Origin of the sequence: Streptomyces xinghaiensis S187 (assembly GCF_000220705.2) — a bacterium.
Taxonomy (GTDB): Bacteria; Actinomycetota; Actinomycetes; order Streptomycetales; family Streptomycetaceae; genus Streptomyces; species Streptomyces xinghaiensis.
In genome coordinates this window covers 1,331,344-1,357,022 of sequence record NZ_CP023202.1, presented here as the reverse complement: position 1 = coordinate 1,357,022, position 25,679 = coordinate 1,331,344, and the positions used below count along the sequence as shown (strand labels likewise).

General features: G+C 75.4%; 21 protein-coding genes. 15 read left to right on the top strand and 6 right to left on the bottom strand.

Annotation, left to right across the window (positions count from 1 at the left end; translation table 11 throughout):
* The first annotated feature begins 2 nt into the window (after window positions 1-2).
* From SXIN_RS05770 to SXIN_RS05750, 5 genes are all read left to right on the top strand, one after another.
* Complete coding sequence (locus SXIN_RS05770; protein WP_019710973.1) at window positions 3-1,142, top strand: ROK family glucokinase; 1,140 nt, start codon at window positions 3-5, stop codon at window positions 1,140-1,142.
* Window positions 1,139-1,945 (top strand): hypothetical protein, encoded by an 807-nt coding sequence (locus SXIN_RS05765; RefSeq protein WP_238153687.1) that lies wholly within the window; start codon window positions 1,139-1,141, stop codon window positions 1,943-1,945. Before SXIN_RS05770 ends, SXIN_RS05765 begins: the two co-directional genes overlap by 4 nt.
* Window positions 1,946-2,032: 87 nt before the next feature.
* Complete coding sequence (gene pcaDC / locus SXIN_RS05760; protein WP_095756684.1) at window positions 2,033-3,331, top strand: bifunctional 3-oxoadipate enol-lactonase/4-carboxymuconolactone decarboxylase PcaDC; 1,299 nt, start codon at window positions 2,033-2,035, stop codon at window positions 3,329-3,331.
* A 117-nt stretch (window positions 3,332-3,448) separates the two neighbouring features.
* Window positions 3,449-4,093 carry an MBL fold metallo-hydrolase gene (locus SXIN_RS05755; protein WP_019710971.1) on the top strand — a complete coding sequence of 215 codons (645 nt, stop codon included), beginning with the start codon at window positions 3,449-3,451 and terminating at the stop codon, window positions 4,091-4,093.
* A 98-nt stretch (window positions 4,094-4,191) separates the two neighbouring features.
* Complete coding sequence (locus tag SXIN_RS05750; protein ID WP_019710970.1) at window positions 4,192-4,971, top strand: exodeoxyribonuclease III; 780 nt, start codon at window positions 4,192-4,194, stop codon at window positions 4,969-4,971.
* 23 nt (window positions 4,972-4,994) lie between these two features.
* Here the strand turns inward: SXIN_RS05750 and SXIN_RS05745 are convergent, their stop codons facing one another.
* Window positions 4,995-6,866: an SGNH/GDSL hydrolase family protein gene (locus SXIN_RS05745; RefSeq protein WP_095756683.1), complete on the bottom strand. Its 1,872-nt coding sequence runs from the start codon at window positions 6,864-6,866 to the stop codon at window positions 4,995-4,997.
* A 210-nt stretch (window positions 6,867-7,076) separates the two neighbouring features.
* Between SXIN_RS05745 and SXIN_RS05740 the strand changes: the two genes are divergently transcribed.
* Complete coding sequence (locus tag SXIN_RS05740; protein ID WP_095756682.1) at window positions 7,077-7,529, top strand: DUF6278 family protein; 453 nt, start codon at window positions 7,077-7,079, stop codon at window positions 7,527-7,529.
* A gap of 111 nt (window positions 7,530-7,640) precedes the next feature.
* On the opposite strand, the gene SXIN_RS05735 is transcribed toward SXIN_RS05740, so the two are convergent.
* On the bottom strand, window positions 7,641-9,263 hold the full coding sequence (locus SXIN_RS05735; protein ID WP_019712148.1) for an alpha/beta fold hydrolase: 1,623 nt from the start codon (window positions 9,261-9,263) through the stop codon (window positions 7,641-7,643).
* Between the two features lie 404 nt (window positions 9,264-9,667).
* Window positions 9,668-10,426, bottom strand: coding sequence for a hypothetical protein (locus SXIN_RS05730; protein ID WP_019712147.1), 759 nt, complete (start codon window positions 10,424-10,426; stop codon window positions 9,668-9,670).
* A gap of 374 nt (window positions 10,427-10,800) precedes the next feature.
* Here SXIN_RS05730 and ggt point away from each other — a divergent pair, with 374 nt between their 5' ends.
* From ggt to SXIN_RS05695, 6 genes are all read left to right on the top strand, one after another.
* The gene (ggt, locus tag SXIN_RS05725) at window positions 10,801-12,684 is read left to right on the top strand and encodes a gamma-glutamyltransferase (protein ID WP_095756681.1); all 1,884 of its coding nucleotides are present in this window, start codon (window positions 10,801-10,803) and stop codon (window positions 12,682-12,684) included.
* Between the two features lie 241 nt (window positions 12,685-12,925).
* A complete protein-coding gene (locus SXIN_RS05720) occupies window positions 12,926-13,306 on the top strand; it encodes a PPOX class F420-dependent oxidoreductase (protein WP_019712145.1) in 381 nt (126 codons plus the stop codon).
* Window positions 13,307-13,488: 182 nt separating this feature from the next.
* A complete protein-coding gene (locus SXIN_RS05715; RefSeq protein WP_095756680.1) occupies window positions 13,489-15,033 on the top strand; it encodes a hypothetical protein in 1,545 nt (514 codons plus the stop codon).
* A 939-nt stretch (window positions 15,034-15,972) separates the two neighbouring features.
* Window positions 15,973-17,247 carry an aspartate aminotransferase family protein gene (locus SXIN_RS05705; protein WP_050931053.1) on the top strand — a complete coding sequence of 425 codons (1,275 nt, stop codon included), beginning with the start codon at window positions 15,973-15,975 and terminating at the stop codon, window positions 17,245-17,247.
* A gap of 244 nt (window positions 17,248-17,491) precedes the next feature.
* The gene (locus SXIN_RS05700; RefSeq protein WP_050930580.1) at window positions 17,492-18,361 is read left to right on the top strand and encodes an inositol monophosphatase family protein; all 870 of its coding nucleotides are present in this window, start codon (window positions 17,492-17,494) and stop codon (window positions 18,359-18,361) included.
* A gap of 313 nt (window positions 18,362-18,674) precedes the next feature.
* Entirely contained in the window at window positions 18,675-20,087 is a 1,413-nt protein-coding gene (locus SXIN_RS05695) for a phytoene desaturase family protein (RefSeq protein WP_192883550.1), read from the top strand.
* 73 nt (window positions 20,088-20,160) lie between these two features.
* Here the strand turns inward: SXIN_RS05695 and SXIN_RS05690 are convergent, their stop codons facing one another.
* Window positions 20,161-20,781 (bottom strand): Clp protease N-terminal domain-containing protein, encoded by a 621-nt coding sequence (locus tag SXIN_RS05690; protein WP_095756677.1) that lies wholly within the window; start codon window positions 20,779-20,781, stop codon window positions 20,161-20,163.
* A gap of 4 nt (window positions 20,782-20,785) precedes the next feature.
* Window positions 20,786-21,010: a hypothetical protein gene (locus SXIN_RS05685; protein ID WP_019710966.1), complete on the bottom strand. Its 225-nt coding sequence runs from the start codon at window positions 21,008-21,010 to the stop codon at window positions 20,786-20,788.
* A 243-nt stretch (window positions 21,011-21,253) separates the two neighbouring features.
* On the opposite strand from SXIN_RS05685, the gene SXIN_RS05680 reads away from it, so the two are divergent.
* Window positions 21,254-22,807: an AlkA N-terminal domain-containing protein gene (locus tag SXIN_RS05680; protein ID WP_095756676.1), complete on the top strand. Its 1,554-nt coding sequence runs from the start codon at window positions 21,254-21,256 to the stop codon at window positions 22,805-22,807.
* A 91-nt stretch (window positions 22,808-22,898) separates the two neighbouring features.
* A complete protein-coding gene (locus SXIN_RS05675) occupies window positions 22,899-23,471 on the top strand; it encodes a methylated-DNA--[protein]-cysteine S-methyltransferase (RefSeq protein ID WP_095756675.1) in 573 nt (190 codons plus the stop codon).
* Window positions 23,472-23,606: 135 nt separating this feature from the next.
* On the opposite strand, the gene SXIN_RS05670 is transcribed toward SXIN_RS05675, so the two are convergent.
* Window positions 23,607-24,215: an NUDIX domain-containing protein gene (locus tag SXIN_RS05670; protein ID WP_019710964.1), complete on the bottom strand. Its 609-nt coding sequence runs from the start codon at window positions 24,213-24,215 to the stop codon at window positions 23,607-23,609.
* A 297-nt stretch (window positions 24,216-24,512) separates the two neighbouring features.
* Between SXIN_RS05670 and SXIN_RS05665 the strand changes: the two genes are divergently transcribed.
* Complete coding sequence (locus SXIN_RS05665; RefSeq protein WP_238153686.1) at window positions 24,513-25,670, top strand: glycerate kinase; 1,158 nt, start codon at window positions 24,513-24,515, stop codon at window positions 25,668-25,670.
* Window positions 25,671-25,679: the final 9 nt, after the last annotated feature.

The following is a 25,679-nucleotide window of genomic DNA, read 5'->3' as shown; positions in this document are numbered from 1 at the left end:
CGATGAGCACCTACCGCGAGTTGACCCACCGGGGACCGGCCCGGGCCACCGTTCTGCGGACCGTGGGGACGCGCGAGCGGCGCTCGCACCTCACCGCCCCGCGCGTTCCCACCGTCGGCATCGACATCGGCGGCACCAAGGTCGCCGCCGGGGTCGTGGACGCGGACGGCAACATCCTGGAGAAGATCCGCACCGAGACGCCGGACAAGTCCAAGAGCCCCAAGGTCGTCGAGAACACCATCGTCGAACTGGTCCTGGACCTCTCCGACCGGCACGACGTCCACGCCGTGGGCATCGGCGCGGCCGGCTGGGTCGACGCCGACCGCTCCCGGGTGCTCTTCGCCCCCCACCTGGCCTGGCGGAACGAGCCCATCCGGGACGCCCTGACCTCCCGGCTCGCCGTCCCCGTCATGATCGACAACGACGCCAACACCGCGGCCTGGGGCGAGTGGCGCTTCGGTGCCGGGCGCGGCACGGACCACCTCGTCATGATCACTCTCGGGACCGGGATCGGCGGCGCCATCCTGGAGGAGGGCCAGGTCAAACGGGGCGCGTACGGCGTCGCGGGGGAGTTCGGCCATATGCAGGTCGTGCCCGGCGGCCACCGCTGCCCGTGCGGCAACCGGGGCTGCTGGGAGCAGTACAGCTCGGGGAACGCCCTGGTCCGGGAGGCCCGCGAGCTGGCCGCCGCCGACTCCCCGGTGGCGTACAACATCATCGACCGGGTCGGCGGCAACATCGCCGACATCACCGGCCCCCTCATCACCGAGCTGGCCCGCGAGGGCGACGCCATGTGCGTCGAACTGCTCCAGGACATCGGCCAGTGGCTGGGCGTCGGCATCGCCAATCTGGCCGCGGCCCTGGATCCGGCCTGCTTCGTCGTCGGCGGCGGGGTCAGCGCGGCCGACGATCTGCTGATCGGCCCCGCCCGTGACGCCTTCCGCCGCCAGCTCACCGGGCGCGGCTACCGCCCGGAGGCCACGATCAGCAAGGCGCAGCTCGGCAACGAGGCCGGTCTGGTCGGGGCCGCGGACCTGGCGCGGCTGGTGGCCCGCCGCTTCCGCCGCGCCAACCGGCGCCGGGTGGAGCGGCAGGAGCGCTACGAGCGGTACGCGCAGGTGGTACGGGGAGGACGGACATGACCACGGAGGAGATCGGTCCCCGCACCGGGGCGGACGCCGGCGAGGACGGCACGCCGCGCGACGGCACGACGCAGGACGGCACGGTCCACGACGGCACGGCTCACGGAGGCGGCTCCGAGCCGCCCGGCGGTGAGCGGAACGGGCCCGCCGGCGGCGGGCCGGGCGCGGGCGGCGCCCCCGGCGCGGGCGGCGGCCCGCCCGGCGACGGCCGGGGTCCCCGGCGGCACTCGTCGTGGAAGCATCCCAGCAACCGCCGCCGCTGGTTCATCCTCTTCGTCGTCATCCTGCTCATTGGCGTCCCGGCCGGCTACATCGTGATCTCGGCGGGCCAGAGCCGGGACAGCGGCCGCGACAAGCAGGCCCGGGCGTCCGCGCGGGGCCTGACGGCGGAGTGGCCGCCCCGGGTGACCCGCCGCATCTACGAGGTGCCGATCACCGGCTACTCCGACGACGTCGCCTTCTACGAGTCCAACAGCTGGAACACCAGCAAGCTGTATGTGCAGTTCACCACGTCCGAGAACGGGCTGAACCTCTTCCTGGACCGGATCGGCACCGGCCCCGGCGAGCTGGACAAGGGCAGGGTCACCATCAGCACCGAGGAGGCCGCCGAGGTCGGCTGGCATCTCGGCGCCGGCCGGCCGTCGGCCTCGTCCCGCGCCCTGAGCACCGTACCCACCGACAAGGAGGACTGGTCCGGCCTGGTGAAGAACCTGCCGGGCCCGCGCCCGCGGCTGGAGGTGACGGTCGACCGCAGCAACCCGGCGCACCCGATGGTGTACGTCGTCTCCACCGTGAAGCTGTGACCCGGACGGCCACCGGGGCCCGGGGCGGCGAGTACGCGGCCCGGGCCCGGCGGGCGTGGGGTTCCGTACGGCGGGTAACGTGGTCGAGTGAGTGAGAAGCAAGCCCTTCAGCACCGGTCCGACGGCCCCCAGGACGCACCCCCGCTCGTCCTCGGTCCGGCCCTGGGCACCACCTGGCACATGTGGGACCGGCAGACACCCGAGCTGAGCGAGCACTGGCGCGTCATCCGGTTCGATCTGCCCGGACACGGCGGCGCCCCCGCACACCCCGCCGGCTCCGTCCCGGATCTCGCCGACCGCCTCCTGGCCGCCCTCGACACCCTGGGCATCGACCGCTTCGCCTACGCGGGCTGCTCGCTCGGCGGCGCCGTCGGCGCCGAGCTGGCGCTCCGCCACCCGCACCGTGTGGCCTCGCTCGCCCTGGTCTCCGCGGCCGCCCGGTTCGGCACGGCCGACGAGCACCGGCAGCGCGGTGTCATCGTCCGCACCAACGGGCTGGACCCGATCGCCCGCTCCGCACCCGAACGCTGGTTCACCCCGGCCTTCGCGGCCGCGCAGCCCGCGATCGTCGAGTGGTCGGTGCAGATGGTGCGCACCACCGACCCCGGCTGCTACATCGCCGCCTGCGAGGCGCTCGCCACCTTCGACGTGCGCAAGGAACTCGGCCGGATCGGTGTGCCGACGCTGGTGCTCGCCGGGTCCGAGGACCGGGTGACCTCGCCCGCCGACGCCCGCGTCCTGGTCGCCGGGATCCCCGACTCCCGGCTCGCGCTGGTGCCCGGCACCTCCCACCTGGTGCCCGTGGAGCAGCCGTCCGCCGTCACCGACCTGCTCGTACGGCACTTCGCCGGCTCCTGGCCGGGCGCCGCCGTCCGGGCCGGCGCCGTGCCCCCCGCCGCGTCCGCCGACCGGCGCGCGATCGCCACCCCGCCGCCGGGTGTCCGTACCGGTCCGATCGGGGAGATCGCCCCGGCGGAGATCCCCGCGGAGACGGTCGCCGGCCGTCCCGACCCGTACGAGCCGGGGATGAAGGTGCGCCGCGAGGTGCTGGGCGACGCCCACGTCGACCGGGCGATCGAGACCACCGACGACTTCACGGCCGACTTCCAGGAGTTCATCACCCGCTACGCCTGGGGCGAGGTGTGGACCCGTCCCGGCATCGACCGGCGTACCCGCAGCGTCATCACGCTCACCGCACTCGTCGCCGGCGGCCACCTCGACGAGCTGGCCTTCCACACCCGCGCCGCGCTCCGCAACGGGCTGACTCCCGCGGAGATCAAGGAAGTTCTGCTGCAGACGGCGGTCTACTGCGGGGTGCCGGCGGCCAACTCCGCGTTCAAGGTGGCGCGCGAGGTGATCCTGCAGGAGACCACCCCGCCGGTGTAGCAGGATGGCCGGCGGCAAGGCGCACGGCGGGGCGTACGGGACGGCCACCGGGCGCCCCCGCCGGGCGTCCGGCCGCACCGCGCGGACGGACGGACAGACGGACAGGAGGAGCGACCAGTGCAGCTCACCAAGAAGGGCCACGCCTGCATCCGGCTGGAGAAGGAGGGCCGGACGCTCGTCATCGACCCGGGAGGCTTCAGCGAGCCCGACGCGGCGGTCGGCGCGGAAGCGGTGCTCGTCACCCACGAGCACCCCGACCACTTCGCCGAGGACCGGCTGCGGGCCGCCCTGGAGGCTGACCCCGAGACACGGATCTGGACCCTGGACAGCGTGGCCCGGCAGCTCACCGCGGCGTTCCCCGGCCGGGTGCACACCGTCGGCCACGGGGACACCTTCACCGCGGCCGGGTTCGAGGTCGAGGTGCACGGCGAGCTGCACGCCGTGATCCACCCGGACATCCCGCGGGTCACCAACGTCGGCTATCTGCTGGACGGTTCGGTGTTCCACCCGGGGGACGCGCTGACCGTGCCGGGCCGCCCGGTGGACACGCTGATGCTGCCGGTGCACGCGCCGTGGAACAAGGTCGCCGAGATCATCGACTACGTCCGCGAGGTGCGGCCGCGGCAGGCGATCGACATCCACGACGGCCTGCTGTCCGAACAGGCGCGGCCGATCTACGACCGGATGCTCGGCCCGGGCGGCCCCGGTGTCGCGGGGGCGGAGCACGGCCGGCTGGAGCCCGGGGGCAGCATCGGGCTCTGAGCGGCGGGCCGCTGCCCTGGCCTGTTCCCGGCCCCGTTCCCGGCCCGGCCGGGGGCGGCCGGTCCCGGCTGTCGGTGGCGCCGGGTAGATTCGGTGCCATGCGCATCGCGACCTGGAACGTCAATTCGATCACTGCCCGGCTGCCCCGGCTGCTGGCCTGGCTGGAGAGCAGCGGTACCGACGCGCTGTGCGTCCAGGAGACCAAGTGCACCGACGAGCAGTTCCCCCGCGAGCAGCTGCGGGAGCTGGGCTACGAGTCCGCGGTCAACGCCGACGGCCGGTGGAACGGGGTCGCCCTGATTTCCCGGGTCGGTCTGGAGGACGTCACCTCCGGCCTGCCCGGTGACCCCGGCTACGACGGTAAGACGGAGCCCCGGGCCATAGCGGCCACGTGCGGCCCGGTGCGGCTCTGGTCGGTCTATGTCCCCAACGGCCGCGAGGTGGGCCACGACCACTACGCCTACAAGCTGCGCTGGCTGGAGGCGCTGCGCTCGGCCGTCGTGGAGGACGCCGCCGGGGAACGCCCGTTCGCGGTCCTCGGCGACTACAACGTCGCGCCGACCGATGAGGACGTGTACGACCGCTCGCTCTTCGAGGGCTCCACGCATGTCACCGAGCCGGAGCGGGCGGCGCTGGCCGCCCTGCGCGACACGGGCCTGTCCGACATCGTGCCCCGCCCGCTCAAGTACGAGCACCCGTACACCTACTGGGACTACCGCCAGCTCTGCTTCCCCAAGAACCGCGGTATGCGGATCGACCTGGTCTACGGCAACGCGGCCCTGGCCGGCGCGGCGAAGGACGCGTACGTGGACCGCGAGGAGCGCAAGGGCAAGGGCGCCTCGGACCACGCCCCGGTGGTCGTCGACCTCGACATCTGACGCCCGGGAGCGGCCCGCCCGGCTCACCGCCCGCGTTCCACCAGCTTCCGCAGGTCGATCGAGTCGGCCAGCGCCCGGAGCCCTTCGTGGCCGGGGTGGAGCCCGTCGCCGCTGTCGTAGGCGGGCAGCATCCGGGTGGGCCGCCCGGGGTCGCGGAGCGCCTCGTCGAAGTCGAGCAGCGCGTCGAACGGCCCGCCGTTCTCCCGCGTCCCCCGCTCGCGCAGATACGTGTTGACGGCCGTACGCCGGGCCTCGACCTCCGCCGTGCAGTCCGGGTAGCCCTCGCAGGGCGTCAGGGTCGCCGCGACGGCGCGCAGCCCGCGGGCCCGCACCCGCTCCCCGATGGCGCGCAGCCCGTCGATGACCTGTTCGGGAGGGGTGTCCCAGCGCACGTCGTTGATGCCCTCGAAGACGACGACCGTGCGGGCGGAGGTCTGCGCGAGGGCGTCCCGCTCCAGCCGGTGCTGGGCGCTGACCCCGGCGGTGTCCCGGTCGACGCCCTCTCCCGGGTAGCGGTCGGTCACGATGCGGTTGGCGGAGATGCCCTGGTTCAGCACCCCGTGGCGGGGCACGTCGTCCTGTTCCAGGAAGCGCCGGGCCAGCACGTCCGGCCAGCGCCGGTTGCCGCCCTCCTCCGAGTGGTTGCCGTCGGTGATGGAGTCGCCGAGCACCACCACGGACCCGGGGCCGCCGCGCACGTCCACCCCGGTCAGGAAGGGATAGGTGGTGAGGGAACCGGTGAAGGCCGCTCCGCTCGTATCGCCGGTGCGGTCGCCGCTGTCCTGGTCGCTGAGGTAGGAGCGCTGGATGGCCTTGGTGTGCACGGGCACGGCGGTCACCGTCTCCGGCAGGTGAAAGCTGACGAGCAGGTTCGTGGCGGCCGGTACGGGGAAGCGGAGCGGGTCGCTCCATGCCTGCGCACCGGCCGGGATCGAGGTGCCGGACCGGCCGCCGAAGGTCAGCCGCGCCGGCTCGCCGCTGGGCTCCGCGCCCTCCCGCTGGACGGCGACCGTGGCGCCGCCGATGCGCACCGGGGTGTCCGCGAAGGTGTTGGAGAGCCGGATCCGGAGGCCCCGTCCGCCGGCGCTGGTGTGCACGACGAGCCGCAGCGTCCGGTCGGCCCACGGCCCGGCCTTGGCGTAGCCGCCGACGGCCCGGGACCAGCTGCCGGTCCAGCCGGTGTCCGTCTCGCGCACCGCGGCCGCGAACACGTGCAGATCGGCCTCCGGCCCGGGGTCGCGCGGCAGCGTCACCGAGGCGACGGCCCGGCCGCGCTCCGCGGGCACCGTCACCGCGTACAGCCGGGCCTTCTCCGCGAGCTGCCCGTCCGGCGTGTTGACGTGGGGCAGGGTGACGGCCCTCGTGGCGGCCGGCCCGGAGCGCCAGTCGGGGGCCGTCAGGGTGTAGGTGCCGCGCGTGCCGTCGCGGTAGCGGATGGTGCCGCTGCCGCTCGCGGTGCCGCCGGTGCCGGCCACCAGGAAGGTGACCGCTCCGCCGCGCCCGCGCAAGGCCACGGACTGGCCGTCGGCCCGGACGTTGTCGGGCTCCCCGGGCGCGGAGCGCGGCCAGGTGAGCCGGGCCGCGTCGAGCGCGAGGGTGCGGCCCGGCGTCCAGCCGGCGGCCCGCAGGTCGCCGGCGGAGAGGGAACGGCCCGCGCCGTCGAAGTCCGCGCCGTCCGGCCGGGCGTCGTCGCTGATGGCGGTGTTGTCGAAGAGCCGGTGGAGGGGGAGCGGGCGGGGCGTGGCGGGCGCGCGTTCCGCGGGGCCGGCCAGGGCGGGGGTGCCCGTGAGGACGAGGGAGAGGCCGGCGAGGAGGACCGTGCCGCAGCGTCCGGGAGGTGGTGTCCGGCCTGTCCGTCCGAGCCGTACTTCCCGGCGTGCCCTGGACCTCGGCATCGGCGACCAACCCCATCAGTGGCGACAACGACGGCGACGGCGCTCGCCCGGCCGCGGGCGGGGCACGGGCGGGCGGAACGCGCAGCAGCGATACGACAGGTGCCGGATGAAGCCCCGGAGAGTCCAGGATGACATCGGTGCGAACAATCGGCCAGATGGGGACCGCGCGCCCTGTGGCATTCGGGTGGACGCGGGTGCCACGCTGGCGGTATGGAGATCCCTTTTCTGGGCACATGGCGCAGGCGGCGGGAGGCGGGCCACGGAGTGGGGTTACGGAGCCCGGCGGGAGAACTGTGGGGCGAGGAGGGTGAGGGACCGGCCGAACTGCTCGCGGAATGCGAGCTGTTGCGCGCCCGGGCGGAGACGGCGGGTATCGAACTCGACGGCAGCCCGGCTTCGTTGGCGGCCCTGGACCAGCTCCTGCCGCGCTGGCGCGACGACCCGGAGGAGCTGGCCCGGCTGGGGAACGACGCGGGTCTCTACCTGGGCACGGTGGTGGTCCGCACGGTGCCCGGGGCCCAGTGGCATCTGTGGCCGGGCGTGGGGCCGGTGGTGCGGCTCCCGGCGGGGCGGGAGCTGGACGCGGTGGGCAAGGGGGTCGACTGGGCCGTCAGCGGGGCGCCCGAGTTGTCGCAGGTGTACGCGGAGGCGGCGGAACTCTGACCGGCGCCGCGCAGGGGCCCGCCCGGCCGGGTGAGGGCCCGGCCGGGCGGGGGTTCGGAGCGGCTTCCGCCGCTGTCGGCTGCGCCGCTGTCGGGCCGCGCCGCCGTCCCGTCAGTCGCGCAGGGGGACGGAGACGTACGAGGGGTCGTCGGCGGGTGAGGAGAAGGTGAGGTCCGCCCAGCTCGGGTTGTGCTCGATGTAGAGCGGGTCGACGGAGTCGACGACCACGGCCAGCCGGTGGCCGGCGGGCACGTCGTACGCGGTGGAGTACAGCTCCAGGTCCACGGTGAACGGCTTGCCGGGGGTGCGGTCGTGGAAGGTGACGGGCGCGTGGGTGACCAGCTTGCCGATGCCCAGCGGGCCGACGGAGTAGAGGTAGGCGATGGCCGTGCCGCTGGACTTGTCGCTGGTCACGGTGGTGTGCAGCTTCACGGTGCCGCGCACGCGCTGTTCGGACGGGTAGCGTTCCGAGTGCCAGACGGCGGCCAGGGAGCGCGGCAGCAGCGGGATCGACGCCATGGGCGGGATCCGGAAGAACTGGTCCAGGATGCTGGAGAGCATCAGGGTGCCGCCGTTGGCGCCGGAGTCGATGTTGGTGTTGATGTGCTGGGTGGTGCCCAGCGGGATCCGCTCCGCCTTCGAGGGGACGGACTTCCAGTCGGCGTAGCTCTCGTAGCCGCCGGATGAGCGGGACTTGAGCCGGACCGGCAGTTCGCGGTCGACGCCGTTGTCCTCGCCCTTGAGGTGGTGGTCGAGCCAGCGGTGGGCGCTGGTCCAGGTGTCGTTGGGCAGTCCGAGCAGGCCGGTCGCCTCGGCGGTGGCGTGGTCGCCGGGGCGGAACTCCAGGCGCTTGGGACCGGTCAGCTTCTCGAAGAAGCGGGCGTACTGGTTGGGCGGGAAGATCGAGTCGCCCCAGGCGTTGCCGAGCATGACGGCCGCGCCGTTCGCGTTGATCCGGTCGATGTAGGTGGCGGGGGAGCGCTTCCTCCCCCACGCGATCATGGACTCCTCCTGGGAGAGGTCGGAGGCGAAGAATCCTTTCAGCACCGTCTCCAGCTCCTCGCTCGGGCGTCCCGTGAGGTAGCCGGCGCCGGTGAGCAGCCCGGCGGACTGGAGGTGCTGGGTCCGGCCGCTGTAGATGGAGTCGATCAGATCGGCCCAGCCGCTCAGCGCGACGACGGCCTTGATGCGGTCATCGAACCCGGCGGCGAGCAGCCCGATCCCCGCTCCGTAGGAGACGCCGGCCATGCCGACGGCGTCGGGGTCGGCCGGGGTGTTGGCGAGGGCCCAGTCGATGACCTTGGTCGCGTCCCCGATGTCCTCGGGTCCGGCCACCTCGATCTCGCCGCCGGACTGCCAGAAGCCGCGGGAGTTGTAACTCACCACGACATAGCCGTCGTCGGCCAGTCGCTGCGCCTGGGCGAGGTACTCGATCTGGGGCATCGCCCAGCTGGTGGGCAGGACGACGAGCGGGTAGCGGCCGGCGCCGTCACCGCCGGACGGTGTGACGACGTTCGCGGCGAGCTTCGTACCACCGTGGCCGGCGATCTCGACGAACCGGACGGTGGGGGAGGAGGCGGTGGTGTCGGCCGTGATGGAGGAGGCGGAGGTGGTGGACTCCGCCGCCTGCGCGGGTGCGGCGGGAGCGAGGGAGAGGGCGGTGCCGGCGAGCACGGCGGCCGAGGCCACGCCGGCGGTGGAGGCACGCAGGGGCTTACGACGAGGGTGTGCCATGGGGGTCAGCTCCTGACATCGGTGCCGGGTGGGTGAGGCCCGGCACGCGAACACGCGGAAGTGACTCGACGGTAACCTCTGGGATTACCGGGGGTAATGGGCCGGAACGTTACGCATCGGTAACAATGCGCCGTCCGAGTTGAGGGCGGCTCCCGGACGTGTTCGCTCACCCGCATGGGCAGCATGGGCGGCGGGGGCGGCGCGGGCCGTCGTCGAGGCGGGCGCGGCATCGGTCCCGGCCGCCGGCGCGCGGAGCGGCCGTCAACGGACGGAAGGGCCTTCAGCGGCCTGAAGGCGGGAAACGCCCCGGCGGAGGTGCGCACTTGGGCGGCGGACGCGTTGTCCGGCCCGAACAGGCCGTCGGCGCCCCCGTCTTCGGGGAGCGCCTCCGGTGCGCCGTGGCGTCAGCTGTTGTTCGCCGCCCGGCGGGAGGCGCGCGGTCCGGGGACCGGGGCCGGGGTGGTGGCCGCCTCGGTCACGTCGGCCACCAGTTCCACCATGTCCGGGCCGTAGGCGGCCGAGTTGACGACCTTCAGCAGCAGGACGAACGTGCTGTCGCCGTATTTGCGGGCGAGTTTGGGGTGGTGCCGGGCCAGATAGCGCACCGCCGCCTGGTTGGCGATCGAGTGCTGGCCGCTGGCCAGGAACACCGGCCGCTTCTTCTCCTCGGCGGTGAGCCGCGCGACGATGACGTACTCCACCCGGCCCGGCTCCCAGCGGTACCGCTCGGTGCCGATCTTGAAGGAACCCCGGTCCGGCCCCGGCTCCGGGTCGGTGTTCACCGAGATCCCCGGCAGCATCGAATAGAGATGGGCGGCCATCCGCTGATTCGACACCGGGCCGCCGATGCAGAACTCCGTGCGGTCGCCGAAGCCCTGCTGCGCCGTGTCGTGGGCGACGATCTGGGCGTGCGCCTCGCAGTCCTTGATGAGCGCGGAGAGCTCCAGCAGCGCGAACACGTCGCGCCGGGCGACGGTCCAGTCGCTCGCCCCCGCCGACCGGTTGACCACGAGCAGGCACTCGGAGTTGGTCGGCAGCCCGAAGAACCGCTGCTTGCGGCGGAGCGTGCGGCGCCAGAGATAGGTGCGGGCGAACCAGCCGATGGAGGCGCTGAGGCCGGTACCGATCACGCCGAGGACGAGGTTGCGCACGTCGTCGTTCATGGCCGGGGATCGTAGCGCCGGGACGCATCCCTGTTCGAGCCCGGAGGGTGATACGTCGTGAAGGCGCCGCTTCCCGTCGCGGCGGTGATGGCGTCGGGCGCGGACCCGGGCGGGCCGGTGGCGCCGCCGTGACGCCGGTGCGGCGGGCGCGTGGCGCTGCTGACGGGCACCGGGCGGCGCGGTTAGGCTGCCGCGAACGACCGCTGCCGGAGGCGTGGTTGGGCTGTGCGGCCGGTCCGGTGGCGCGCGGCCCGCACGCCGTGTGCGCCGGGTTCCCCTGTCCGTGCCCGTCCCGGGCTCCCCGTTCCCGCTCCCGTGTTTTCCGTTCCCGTACTCCCGCGTCGTACCCGCGCCCGTGCCGATGGAGGTTCCGCATGACCCGTCCCGCCGCCGTACGGAGTCTGTCGCTGCTCGCCGCCATGGCAGCCGTCCTGTCCACGGCGGCGGCCGCGCCACCGACGGGGACGGGTACGGCGGCCGGGACCCGGACCGGCGGTCCGTCCGCCGCGGCGCCGGCCACCGCCCCGTCCGCCGGACCGCCCGCCAAGTCGCCCGTCGCCACCGGCTACGGCGGGGCGGTCGCCAGCGTCGACCCGGACGCCTCGGCGGCCGGCATCGAGATCCTGCGGCGCGGCGGCAACGCGGTGGACGCGGCCGTCGCGACCGCGGCCGCGCTCGGCGTCACCGAGCCCTACTCCGCCGGGATCGGCGGCGGGGGCTACTTCGTGTACTACGACGCCGAGCGGCGCACCGTGCAGACCGTCGACGGCCGCGAGACCGCCCCGCGCTCCGCCGACGCCACCCTCTTCCTGGACGAGGACGGCGAACCGCTCCCCTTCGGCGAGGCCGTCACCAGCGGCCTCTCCGTCGGTACCCCCGGCACGGCCGCCACCTGGGACGCCGCACTCGGAGCCTGGGGCACCAAGTCCCTGCGCGACGTGCTGCGCCCCGCCCAGCGGATCGCCCGGCACGGCTTCACCGTCGACGAGACCTTCCGGCAGCAGACCGCCGCCAACGAGGAGCGCTTCCGGGACTTCCCCGCCTCCGCCGAACTGTTCCTCCCCGGCGGTGAGCCGCCCGTCGTCGGCTCCACCCTCCGCAACCCCGACCTCGCCCGCACCTACGCCGAGTTGGCCCGCGGCGGCGGCCGGGCGCTGTACCGGGGAGAGCTGGCTCGCGACATCACGGACACCGTCCGCCGCCCCCCGGTCCGTCCCGGCGCCGACCGCGATCCGCGGCCCGGCGACCTGACCACCGCCGACCTGCGCGAGTACCGGACGAAGCGCCAGGCGCCGTCCCGCACCCGGTACCGGGGGTTCGGCGTGTACGGCATGGCACCGTCCTCCTCCGGCGGCACCACCGTCGGCGAGGCGCTCAACATCCTGGAGAACACGGACCTCACGGCGGCGGAGGAGCAGCGCTACCTGCACCGGCTGATCGAGTCGAGCCGGCTCGCCTTCGCCGACCGGGGCCGCTGGCTGGGCGACCCGGCGTTCGAGGACGTCCCGACGCGGGAGCTGCTGTCGCAGCGCTTCGCCGACTCCCGGGAGTGCCTGATCCGGGACGACGCCGTGCTCAGCAGCCCGGTGGCGCCCGGTGACCCGCGCGACCCGGCCGCCTGCCGCACGAGCGGCACCGCCGCGCCGACGACGTACGAGGGCGAGAGCACCACGCATCTCACCACGGCCGACCGCTGGGGCAACGTCGTCGCCTACACCCTCACCATCGAGCAGACCGGCGGCAGCGGCATCACCGTCCCCGGCCGCGGCTTCCTGCTCAACAACGAACTGACCGACTTCTCCTTCGTCCCCGCGGCCCCCGGCGTCCACGACCCGAACCTCCCCGGCCCCGGCAAGCGGCCGCGTTCCTCCATGTCCCCGACGATCGTGCTCGACGCCGGCCGCCGGCCGGTCGTGGCCCTGGGATCGCCGGGCGGCTCGACGATCATCACGACCGTGCTGCAGACGCTCACGAACCATCTGGACCGCGGGATGCCGCTCGCCGAGGCCATCGCCGCCCCGCGCGTCAGCCAGCGCAACACGGCCACCACCCAGATGGAGCCCGGCCTGTGGGACGACCCGGTGCGGCAGCGGCTGGAGACCCTCGGCCACCGCTTCGCGCCCAACCCGGAGATCGGCGCGGTGACGGGCATCCGCCTGCTGCCGGACGGGCGCTGGCTGGCCGCGGCGGAGAAGGAGCGGCGGGGCGGCGGCTCCGCGATGGTGGTGGACGAGCGGAAGCGGGGAGCCGCCGGGTAGGGGATCGGTGGGGCGAGCCGGCCGGGACGGTGACTTGGCCGGGACGGTGGCCTGGCCACAGCTGAGCCGGCCCGTGTCCGCTCCCGTGTGCTCGTGGGACCTCGTGGAACCGCGCGCGGGTCACTGGCTCCGGGGCTGCGACGGGAGTTGTGAGAAGAGGAGAAGGAAGAGTGCGGGGCGGGGAGGCGGCGGGGCCTCCGGGGCGGGCCTGCCGTGCGGGGACGGACCGTAGGGTGGGCCCATGGTCCCCGAAGAACTCGCCCGCGCCCCCTACGTCCGGCTCGTGACCCACCGGCGGGACGGCACCCCCGTCCCCACGCCCGTCTGGGCGGCCTCCGACGGAGAGCGGCTCTACGTCTGGACGAAGACCGACAGCGGCAAGGTCAAGCGGATCCGGAACAGCGGCCGGGTGACCGTGACGCCGTGCGACGTGCGGGGCAACGTCGAGGAGGGGGCCCGGTCCGTCCCGGGCGAGGCGCGGCTGCTGGACCCGGCCGGGCTCCTTCTCGTCCGGCGGGAGATGACCCGCAAGTACGGCTGGCGCTTCCGGATCGTCGATACGGGCGGTGCCCTGGCGCGCCTGGGCAAGCGGCCGCACACCGGGATCGCCGTCACCTTCTGACGGGGCCTCGGACCGGGCCGCCCCCGGCGCGGGGCGGCACGCGGTCCGGGGGCGGGCGTGCGCACCGCACCGTCACAACCGGACGAAAAGCGTCCGTAGCCTGTCCGTCACTCCCACCGAACACGAGCGGTGTCCAATGCCACGAGGGGCACGTACCGCGCGGTCGGGAGAGAGATACGAGAGTGACGGAAGAACAACACTCCGCCGCGATGCGGGAGTTCACGCGAGTGCTGGGGGAGCTGACCGCGGAGCTGGACCCCGCCGGCGGCTGGTTCGGAGTCTTCCTCCGACGCGATCCGGAAGGGCTGGCCGTCTGTTTCCAGGGCCGGGACCTGCTGCCCTGGGACGTGGCCGAGGCCCTGCTCCAGGACTTCGCGGCGCTGCACGGCCTCCCCGCCGCCGAGCGGGTGTACGGGCTGGTGCGGGAGGCGTACCGGGTGGCCGCCGCCTCGTACGACGCCCGTCCGGGCGGCCGGCAGGCGCTGCTCGACCAGTTGGACGTGATGATCCGGGAACGCCAGTACGCGGCGGTGCGGCGCCGGAGGCTGACCGGCAGCACCGAGGGGTCTCCGTCCGCCGCGGAGGACAGCGCCGGGACCGGTGCCGAACTGGCCTGGGCGGAGGACGACCTGCGGCGGGCCTCGGCCCGCTGCGCGGAACTCCGCAGGCGGCTGGAGGCCCTGGAGACGGCAGTGGCGACGGCGACGGCGGCAGCGGCGACGGCGGGAGCGGCCGGTGCCGTTCCCGGTACGGAGCCGGACGGCGCACACCCCGGGCACACCCGGGCCGGGCAGGCTGCTTCCCGGGACGGGCGGACGGGGTCCTCCGCCGGAGCCCCGGCCTCGTCTTCGTCCGGAGCCCCGGCGCCGTCCGGACCCTCCGCTTCCCCCGAGCCCCCGGCGGGCCGCCCCGGTCCCGGCGGCGGGCGTGCCGGTGAGCCGGCGTCCCCTCGTCCGTCCGCGCCGAAGCGGTCCGCCCGTCCGCGCGGGGCGCGCTTCGCCGGGCTGGAGACCGAGGACGGGGACGCCGCGCCGGCCGCCCCGCCGGTGGTCCCCGGCCCCGGCGTCCGCCCTCCGGCGGAGCCCGCCGCCGCACCGCGCGGAGCACGCTTCGCGGGCGCGTACCAGTCCGGTGACGGGGACGGCGAGCGGCGCGAGCGCGCCGCCCGGGAGCGGGAGATGCTCGCCGCGGCGTACGCCGAAGCACGGGACACGGCGGTCCGGCTGCGCGTGTTGCGGGCCGAGGGCCGCAGCGGAGAGGCGTACGCGCTGCTGAGCGAGGCCGTCTCGCGGCCCGCCGCCCGGCTGCCGCTCCTCGCCGGGGAACTGGAGCGGGAAGGGCTGGCCGCCGAGGTCGCCACGCTGCTGTGGGAGGCCGCCACACTGCCCCCGGCCGCGCTCGCCGCGACGGCCGGGGCCCTCGCCGACGCCGGGCGCGGCGACGACTGCCGGGCGCTCCTCGCCCAGTGCGCGGGCCGGCCGGCTGCCGAGGTGGCGGACACCGCGCTCGCCCTGCGCGCCGCCGGCCGCCACGAGGAGACGGCGGTCCTGCTGGGCGGGATGCTCCGCGCCCGCACGGACGAGCACGCGGCCCGGGTGGCGGAGGCCGACCCCGGCGCGCTGGTGCCGCCGCTGCTGGAGGCGGCGGCCGGCTCACCGCAGCGGTACCGGAACCTGGCCCATGCGCTGCGTGGCGCCGGCCTGCCGGGCATCCCCGACACGGTGTGACGGCGCTGCGCCGGCCCGGCAGCCCACCGCCGATCGCCGGCCCGGTCCAGGAACCGTTTCGGCTCCGTCTGTCCGGTCCGGCCTCGCCGTCGCCCTTGTCCTTGCCCGTTCCGCCCGGTGGCCCTGCCTCCTTACCGTTGCCGCGATCCGGTGTTCTCCTGCCGTGCGTGCCCGGTGTGCCCCGTGTGCCCGGTGTGCCCGGTGTGCTGCCGCGTTCGCTGTGCCCGCCGTGGCTCCCTCGTGGCCGGAAGCGCGTTCGGTCCGGCGGCTTGCGGGGTGGCGGGGGCGGTGGTGACACGTGGGTCGCGCGAGGACTCCCGTGGCCCGACCGCTTCGATCCGCTTGCCGCGGGCCGGGCCGCTGTGGCCCGTTGCGGTGGAAAGCCGGCCGACACCGGGGTTCCGGGGAGATGGGCTTGCCCGGGCTCGCGGGGCGGCCTACGTTCTCCCTCACGCCGGAATCCACCCGTCCCGACGCTCCCACGCCCCCGAGGCGGTCCCGGCCGGCGCCGCCCGTCCGGGCTCGGCCTGGGGGCCCCGGTCGCCGGGCAGGAGCGTCCCGGGGCAGGAGCGTCCCGGGGCAGGCCGCCCGGGACAGGGCTGTTGTCCCGGATCAGCGACGCCCCCGGGTATCAACCGCCGGGCAAGCACCGCCCGTACCCGATCACCCCGGCCGGCACCCGCCCCCGGCGCCGGCCGCCCGCGCCGGTGCCGTGCTCGTCCCACCCGCTGCCCGTCCACCGCCACCCGTCCACCGCCACCCGTCCCACCGGATGCCCGTAAGGACCCGATCTCCCGCTCACGGAAAGCTGGTGCGCCCATGACGCTCTTCTCCTCACCGCCCCGCCCGCCGGCCGCCCCCACCGGGCCGGGCTCGGCCCATCCCACCGTCGAGCAGAGCGGCATCCGGCCCCCGCTGCGGGCCCGCCACCGCGCCGTCATGCCGGACTGGCTGACCCTCTATTACGAGGACCCGGTCGAGCTGACCCATGGCGAGGGGCGGCACGTCCGGGACGCGGAGGGCCGCTGCTATCTGGACTTCTACGGCGGCGTCCTCACCACCATGACCGCCCACGCCCTGCCCGAGGTGACCGCCGCCGTCCGGGAACAGGCCGGCCGCATCCTGCACACCTCGACCCTCTACCTCAACCGCCCCATGGTGGAGCTGGCCGAGCGCATCGCCACCCTCTCCGGCATCCCGGACGCCCGGGTCTTCTTCACCACATCCGGCACCGAGGCCAATGACACCGCCCTGCTGCTGGCCACCGCGTACCGCCGTTCGAACCAGATCCTGGCGATGCGCAACAGCTACCACGGCCGGTCGTTCAGTTCGGTGTCCGTCACCGGCAACTCCGCCTGGTCGCCGACGAGTCTGTCCCCGTTCCAGACGCTGTACGTGCACGGCGGGGTCCGCACCCGGGGCCCGTTCGCCGAGCTGTCCGACGCCGCCTTCACCGACGCCTGCGTCGCCGATCTGGAGGACGTCCTCGGCCAGGCCCACGGCGGCGCCGCCGCGCTCATCGCCGAACCGGTGCAGGGCGTCGGCGGGTTCACCGCGCCGCCCGACGGCCTCTTCGCCGCGTTCCGCGAGGTGCTGGACCGCCACGGCATTCTCTGGATCAGCGACGAGGTGCAGACCGGCTGGGGCCGCACCGGCGACCACTTCTGGGGCTGGCAGGCGCACGCCGCCTCCGGCCCGCCGGACATGCTGACGTTCGCGAAGGGCATCGGCAACGGCATGGCGGTCGGCGGGGTCGTCGCCCGCGCCGAGGTCATGAACTGCCTCGACGCCCACTCCGTCTCCACCTTCGGCGGCAGCCCCGTCACGATGGCCGCCGGGCTCGCCAATCTCACCTATCTGCTGGAGCACGACCTGCAGGGCAACGCGCGGCGGGTCGGCGGCCTGCTCATCCAGCGGCTGCGCGCGGTCACCGCGGGGCTGCCCGTCGTCCGGGAGGTGCGCGGCCGGGGACTGATGATCGGTGTGGAACTCGCCGGGCCCGACGGCCGCCCCGCGCCGGACGCCGCCGGTCTCGCCCTCGAACACGCCCGGGCGGAAGGACTGCTCGTCGGCCGGGGCGGCCGCGAGGGGAACGTCCTGCGCATCGCGCCGCCGCTCACCCTGACGGTCGCCGAGGCGGAGGAGGGCGCCGAACTGCTCGGGGCGGCGCTGCGACGGACGCAGGACGCCGTGGAGGCGGAACGGCGGCCCTGAGCCGGGCGGATCCGGAGCACGGTGTTCTCGAGCGGGGCCTTCCCGGGGCCGCGCCCCTGGCTCCGCGCTCTCGCCCCGCGCACGGCACAGCGGTCGGCGCCTCCGGGCGGGCTCCCGGGCGGCACCCCCCGGGCGGCACCACGGCGCCCGTGAGCGCCCCCGCCCCCGGAGTTCAGCCGCCCGTCATGTTCCGTGTCCGCGCACCGCGGGCGGGGTGTCCGGGGATCGTGATTCGATGGAGCGCATGATCGATGACTTGTCCGCGGAGGAGCGGGCCAAACTGCTGGACGCCGCCGAGCAGGCCGTGCGCGAGGCGGTGGCCGCCGAGGTGATGCCCCGCTTCCGGCAGCTCGCCTCGCACGAGATCGACGTGAAGACGGGACCGCACGACCTGGTCACGGTCGCGGACCGGCTGGCGGAGGAACGGCTGACCGCGGCGCTGCCCGCGCTGCTGCCGGGCTCCGTCGTGGTCGGCGAGGAGGCCGTCTCCGCGGACCCGGGGGTGCTGGACGCGCTGAAGGGCCCGGCGCCGGTCTGGATCGTCGACCCGGTGGACGGCACCCGCCAGTTCGTCCACGGCGACCCGGGCTTCTCGACCCTGGTCGCCCTCGCCCGCGAGGGGGAGGTGCTGGCCTCCTGGACGTACGCGCCGGCCACCGGCCGGATGGCGGTCGCGGTGAAGGGCGGCGGGGCCCGTCTCAACGGCGAGCCGCTGCGCTGCGGTGCCGCGCAGCCCGGCGAACTGCTGGAGATCGCCACCTCGCACCCCGACTTCACCTCCCTGGAGGAGGACGAGGCCTTCGCCCGGCTCGTGGTCGACGGGGTGGCGCCCCGGCCGTGCGGCTCGGCGGGGCTGGAGTATCTGCACGTCGCGCAGGGGACGCTGGACGCGGTCGCGTTCGGCTGGGAGAACGTCTGGGACCACGCGGCGGGCCTGCTGCTCGTCGCCGAGGCGGGCGGGGCGAGCGCCACCATGTCGGGCGAGCCGTTCGCCCTCACCGGGGGCAACGCCCTGCCGTTCACCGCCGCCCGCGACGGACGCACGGCCCGCCGGATCCTGGAACTGATGCGCGGCTCGGACCTTCCGCGGCGCACGGACCAGGGCGGTCACTGAGCGGGTCCGGCGCCGGGGCCCGGGCCGGCGGCCGTCCCGTCCGGTGCTCCGCCGCCGGGCGGGCCTATCCTGGCCACCGGCCGGTAACCGGGTTGCCCGCCCCGTCCCGCTGACGGACGATCAGCGGGACGGGGCGGACGCGCGGTGACGGCCGGGGACCGCCCCACCGGGAACGCCACCGGCCGACCCGCCGCGGACCGGAGACCCGTGGGAGCCGCCGAGGCCCCGTGCGGGGCACCCCGGGAGCGGCGGAGCGGGCCGACCGGCGGGCCGGGGGGACCAGCAGCCGAAGGGGAGTCGTACGGTGCCGTCGATGCTCGATGCGGTGGTGGTGGGAACCGGGCCCAACGGCCTGACCGCCGCCGTCGAACTGGCCCGCCGCGGATACGCCGTGGCCGCCTACGAGGCCCGGGACGAAGTCGGCGGCGGGGCCCGCACCGAGGAGTTGACGCTCCCCGGCTTCCGCCACGACACGTGCTCCGCCGTCCACCCCCTGGGCGTCGGGTCGCCCGCGTTCGACGCCATGCCGCTCGGCCGCTTCGGGCTGGAGTGGCTCCACCACGAACTGCCCCTCGCCCACCCCTGGGAGGACGGCACCGCCGCCGTGCTGGCGCCGTCGGTGGGCGAGACCGCCGCCTCGCTCGGAGCGCGGGACGCGGGCGCGTACCGGCGGCTGCTGGAACCGTTCACCGGGCACTGGGAGACCCTCTCCGCCGACTTCCTGCGCACCCAGTGGCTCGGCGTGCCCCGGGACCCGCTGCGCTGGGCGCGCTTCATGAGCGTCGCCGGTCTGCCGGTGGCTGTGCTGTCCCGGCTGTTCCGTGACGGCAAGGCGCGCGCCCTGCTGGCCGGGCTGGCCGGACACGTGATCGCGGCCCCGACGAGCATCGCCTCCGGTGGGGTCGCGCTGATGTTCGCCCTTGCCGCGCACGAGCGGGGCTGGCCCATCGCGCGCGGCGGCTCGCAGGCGATCTCCGACGCCCTCACCGGCTATCTGCGGGAACTGGGCGGCACGGTCCACACCGGAGTCACCGTCAAACGGCTGGACGAGCTGCCGCCCGCCCGCGCCTACGTCTTCGACACCGCGCCGCGGGCCCTCGCCGAGATCGCCGGCCTGGGCAACGCCTACCGCAATTTCCGGCACGGACCGGGCGTCTTCAAGATCGACTACGCCCTGTCGGGCCCGGTGCCGTGGACGGCCCCCGAGGCGCGGCGGGCCGGCACGGTCCACATCGGACCCACCTACGGGGAGATCGACGACGCGCTGCGGCGGGCCGTCGGCGGCCGGGAGCCGAGGACACCGCTGCTGCTCACCGCCCAGCCCACCCTGACCGACCCGAGCCGCGCCCCGGAGGGCAAGCACACCTTCTGGGCGTACGGCCATGTGCCGAACGGCTGGACGGGCGACGCCACCGAGGTGATCGAGCGCCAGCTCGAACGATTCGCCCCGGGTTTCCGGGATCTGGTGCTGGCCCGCGCCACCGCCGGGCCGCCCGAGATGGCCGCGAAGAACGCCAACTACGTGGGCGGCGACATCGGCTGCGGAGCCTTCGACGGCCTCCAGTCCGCCATCCGCCCCAAGCTCGCCCGGGTGCCGTACAGCACGGCGCACCCGGCGGTCTTCCTCTGCTCCTCCGCGACCCCGCCCGGCGGCGGCGTCCACGGCATGTGCGGCCACCACGCCGCCCGCCGGGTCTGGCGCCGGCTGCGGGAGATGGCCCGCTGAGGGCCCGGCGCCGTGCCGGGGTCACCTCGGCGGGCGGTGGGCGGCGGGACCGGGCCGTTCGGCCGCGGGCGCGTCAGGCCGCCCGGCCGAGTCCGGACAGGACGGCGGCCCGCGCGGTGTCCGGCTCGGTGCCCAGGCGCCGCAGAACGGTGGCGGTGACCTTGTCCTCCGGGTCCAGCAGGGCCAGCAGCACGTGTTCCGTACCGATGTGACGGTCCTTGAGCGACAGCGCCTCGCGCAGGGAGCGCTCCAGTGCCTTCTTGGCGCGCGGCGTGAACGCCAGATGCCCGCCGGGACGGGCACCGCCCCGCCGGTCGCGCCGCACGGGGACCAGCCGTCGCAGGCCGCGGGCGGGCTCCGGTCTCTCCGGCGCGGGGTCGAGCGCCCCGGGCCCGAAGGCCGCCTCGGCGCGGCTGCGGATCTCGTCCGGATCGATGCCGAGGGAGCGCAGCGACTCCGCGTCGTCCGGCCCCAGGCCGCTGCCGCCCCGGTCCGTCAGCCGCTCGACCTCGGCCCGGCAGGACCCGGCCGTGACGCCGAGCCGGGACAGCGCCGCGGTGGCCGGATCGTCCCGCCGGGACAGCGCGGCGAGCAGCAGATGCTCCGAACCGACCGCCGGGTGCCCCAGGTTCCGGGTCTCCTCCTGTGCCTGGACGACGACCTGCCGGGCCTGACGGGTGAATCGCTCGAACATCCCGCTACCTCCTCGCGTGCTTCTTGTGAACGGCCTGCCTGCTGACGCCGAGCGCGGTCCCGATCTCCTCCCAGGACCAGCCCTGCGAACGCGCGCTGTCGACCTGCAGGGCCTCCAGGCGCTCCACGAGCCGGCGCAGCGCCGCCACCGCGCGCAGCCCGACCGCCGGGTCGCGGTCCATGGCGGCCTCGGCGGTGCCGCGTGTGTCCTTCTCCTCTGTGCCTGCCATGTGTGTCAATCTAGGTTGACGACGGGTTTCTTGTCAACCATGGTTGACGGGTGTGGTGCGAGGTGTCGGGAGGTGGCGGACGGGGCCGGGCGAGGTCCCCTGTCATGGCCGGAGGCGGCCCCGGTGGGCGGAGGGGAGGCGCCGGCGGTCCGCCCGTACCGGGAGCCTCCCCGGGCCCGGTACGGGAAGGCTCATGTCGGAAATCCGCCAGTACCACGCTCCGCCGTCACCGATGCTGGATCCATGCACACCGACACCGAGAGCTGCGTGCGGGCCGTGCGGTCGAAGGACGCGCGGTTCGACGGCTGGTTCTTCACCGCCGTCCGCACCACCGGCATCTACTGCCGTCCGAGCTGCCCGGCCGTGCCCCCCAAGCCCGAGAACATGACCTTCCACCCCAGTGCCGCCGCCGCACAGCAGGCCGGTTACCGCGCCTGCAAGCGCTGCCGCCCCGACGCCACCCCCGGCTCGCCGCAGTGGAACGAACGCGCGGATCTCACCGCCCGCGCCATGCGGCTCATCGCCGACGGCGTCGTCGACCGCGAGGGCGTCCCCGGCCTTGCCGCCCGCCTCGGCTACAGCACCCGGCAGATCGAACGCCAGCTCCACGCCGAACTGGGCGCCGGACCGCTCGCGCTCGCCCGCGCCCAGCGCGCCCAGACCGCCCGGCTCCTCATCGAGACCAGTGAACTCCCCATGGCGGACATCGCGTTCGCGGCGGGCTTCGCCAGCATCCGGGCGTTCAACGAGACGGTGCGGGAGGTCTTCGCGCTCGCGCCGACGGACCTGCGCACCCGGGCCGGCCGCACCGGCCCGGTTCCGGGCGGCGCCCCGGGCCGGGACCGGCCGGCCCCGCGCCCCGGCGCCGGGCTCCCCGGCCCCGGTTCCGCCCCCGCTCCCGCTCCCGCCACGCTCACTCTCCGGCTGCCCCACCGGGCACCGCTCCACCCCGACAACCTCTTCGGCCACCTCGCGGCCACCGCCGTGCCCGGCGTCGAGGAGTGGCGGGACGGGGCGTACCGCCGCACCCTCCGCCTCCCCTACGGGCACGGGGTCGTCACCCTGCGCCCCGGACCCGGCCACATCGCCTGCCGGCTCTCCCTCACCGACCCCCGCGACCTGACCGGGGCCATCAGCCGCTGCCGCCGCCTGCTCGACCTCGACGCCGACCCCGTCGCCGTGGACGAACTGCTGCGCGCCGATCCGGTCCTCGCACCGCTCGTCGGCAAGGCGCCCGGACGCCGGGTGCCGCGCACCGTGGACGCCGCCGAGTTCGCCGTACGGGCCGTGCTCGGGCAGCAGGTGTCCACGGCCGCCGCCCGCACCCACGCGGCACGGCTGGTCCGGGCGCACGGCGACCCGGTGGACGACCCCCAGGGCGGTGGCCTCACCCATCTCTTCCCGGCCCCCGAGGCGCTCGCCGGCCTCGACCCGGAGAAACTCGCCCTGCCCCGCAGCCGCCGGACCACGCTCACCACCCTCGTCGCCGCACTCGCGTCCGGTGACCTCGCCCTCGACCCCGGCAGCGACTGGCGCACCGCCCGCGAACGCCTCGCCGCGCTCCCCGGATTCGGCCCCTGGACCGTCGAGACCATCGCGATGCGCGCCCTCGGCGACCCCGACGCCTTCCTCCCCACCGACCTCGGCCTGCGCCGCGCCGCCGCCGCGTGCGACCTCCCCGCGACCCCGGCCGCGCTCACCGCCCGCGCCGCCGCCTGGCGCCCCTGGCGCGCGTACGCCGTCCAGTACCTGTGGGCGACCGACGACCACCCCATCAACCACATGCCCACCGGATGAGGCGCCCCCGGAGCCGCACGATCCGCCCGACCACGGCCGCGCCCCGGCCCGTACCGTATCTACCGGCCCCCTTACGGAGGAACGAAGCGAGATGTCCCAGCGAACCCACACCGTCGTCGGCAGCCCGGTCGGCCCGCTGACCCTGGTCGCCACCGACGGGGTCCTCTCCGGTCTCTACATGACCGGCCAGCGCCACCGCCCCGCCGACGAGACCTTCGGCAGCCCTGCCGGCCCCGGCGCCACCCCGTTCGGTGAAGTCGTCCGCTTCCTCGACGCCTACTTCGCCGGGGAGCGCCCGCACTACGGCCTGCCGCTCCACATGGCGGGGACACCCTTCCAGCAGCGGGTCTGGGCCGCCCTGCGCGACATCCCGTACGGCGAGACGCTGAGCTACGGCGAACTCGCGGCCGTGCTCGGCAGGCCGACCGCCTCCCGCGCCGTGGGCATGGCCAACGGCAGGAACCCGATCGGCATCATCGTCCCCTGCCACCGCGTGATCGGCGCGGGCGGCAGCCTCACCGGCTACGGCGGCGGCCTCGACCGCAAGCGCCACCTGCTGGCCCTGGAAGGCGCGCTCCCGAGCCCGGGCCCGGAATCGGCCCCGGTCCGGGCCACGGACTCGGCCGCGCCCGGTCCGGCACCCGCGCACGCGGTGCTCTTCTAGGCCGGCCCGGGAGCGCGGGACGCACCGGGCCCACCCGGGGAGCGGCAGCCCGCCCGGGCCGCGGGCCCGGCCCCGGGCCGGGACCCGGCTCTTGTCCCACGGCGGGGCGGGCGCGTCCGGGGGCGGGAAGGGCGGTCAGCCGCCGAGTGCGCCTTCCGGCTCCCGCCCGTGCTCCAGTTCCACCGGGGACCGGCCCGCCGCCCGGGCGGCGAGGGCGGCGCGGACGCGGCGGTCCATGTCGGGGCTCAGGTAGCGGCCGAGCTCGTCCGGGTGCACCAGCCGCCAGGCCGTCAGCTCCTCCTCCTGGAGCCGGATGGCCGCGAGCTGCTGCTCGTCGAGCACCCCGCCGTCGTACAGGTACGAGACGATCGGAGGGCGGCCCGTGCCCGGCACCCAGTCGACGGCGAGCAGCGCGCCGAGCTCCACGTCGAGGCCGATCTCCTCGGCCGTCTCGCGGCGGGCGCCCTGCCGGGGCGTCTCGCCCAGGTCGGACTCCACGGTACCGCCGGGGAAGATCCACCGGTCGTCGTCGCGGTAGTTCGGCTCGACGACGAGCACGTGGCCCCGCGCGTCCTGGAAGAGCGCCGCGGCGCCCGCGAGGATCTTGGGCAGACCGGCGATGTAGGCGGCGTAGTCGTCGGCGGCCCCGGTGGCCCCGGCAGCCTCGGCGGCGGCGGTCGAGGCGCTCGCGGTGGTCCGGGCGGTCTCGGCGGTCTCGGTCCCGGAAGTGTCGGTGGTGGTCATTTCCCCGAGCGTAGTGCTCCGGGGGAACGGACAGCGCGGCCCGTCAACGTGGGTGGACGCTGGTCCGGGAAGCCGCGGCTGCCGCGGCCCCGCTCACACCGTCGCGGGCTCTCCGGAACATCGGCCGGGCCGTCGCTGAGGCCCAGGCGCAGGTGTTCGACGTGGTACCGGGCCTGGCCGAGGCGTCCGGCGACGTGGTCGTCGTGCACCGTCCGGGCGCCCACGGGGATGGGCGGCGGTCCGGCGCGGGTAGGGTCACGGCGTCACCACCGTCCGTACGGAAGCAAGGGGTGCACGGTGCCGGACACCACAGGGGCGGCGGCGGGTGTGCTGATCGCCACCGACAAGTTCAAGGGCTCGCTCACGGCCGCCGAAGTCGCCCGGTATCTCACCGAGGGCATCCACCGGGCCGCTCCCGGGGCGCGGATCGAGGCCCTGCCCGTCGCCGACGGCGGTGACGGCACGGTCGACGCCGCCCTCGCCGCCGGATTCGAGCGGCGCGAGGCCGTCGTCACCGGGCCGCTCGGCGCCTCGCACACGGCCCGCTACGCGTTCCGCGGCTCCACCGCCGTGGTCGAGATGGCCGAGGCGTCCGGGCTGCGGCACCTCCCCGCCGGGCACTTCGCCCCGCGCACGGCCACCACGTACGGCACCGGTGAGCTGCTGCGGGCCGCGCTGGACGCCGGGGCGCGGGAGATCGTCCTCGGCGTCGGCGGCTCCGCCACCACCGACGGCGGCGCGGGGATGCTCACCGCGCTCGGCGCCCGCTTCCTGACCCCCGGCGGCGAGCCCGTACCGCCCGGGGGCGGCGGGCTGCGGGAGCTGGCGTCCGCCGACCTGTCCGGGCTCGACCCCCGCCTCGCCGCGACGGACCTGGTCCTCGCCAGTGACGTCGACAACCCGCTGACCGGGCCCCGCGGCGCCGCCGCCGTCTACGGGCCGCAGAAGGGCGCGACCGGGACGGACGTGCGGGTCCTCGACCACGCCCTCGTCCACTACGCCACCGTGCTGCACCGGGTGCTCGGGCCGCGCGCCGCCGAGTGCGCCGCCGCGCCGGGGGCCGGAGCAGCGGGCGGCGTCGGATACGGGGCCCTGGCCGTGCTCGGGGCACGCTTCCGGCCCGGGATCGAGGTGCTCCTGGAGGTGCTGGGCTTCGGCGCCGCGCTGGACCGGGCCGGCCTGGTCGTCACGGGCGAGGGCTCGCTGGACGAGCAGACGCTGCACGGCAAGGCCCCGGCGGGCGTGGCCGCCGCGGCGCGGGCCGCGGGGAAGCCCGTGGTGGCCGTCTGCGGCCGGCTGGCCCTCACTCCCGGGCAGCTCGCCGCCGCGGGGATCGAGCACGCCTACGCGCTCACCGACCTGGAGCCCGATCCGGCGGTCTGCATCGACCGCGCCGGGCCGCTCCTGGTGCGTGTGGGGGAGCGGCTGGCCACCGACCGGCTGCCGGCCGGGTAGGCCACCGCG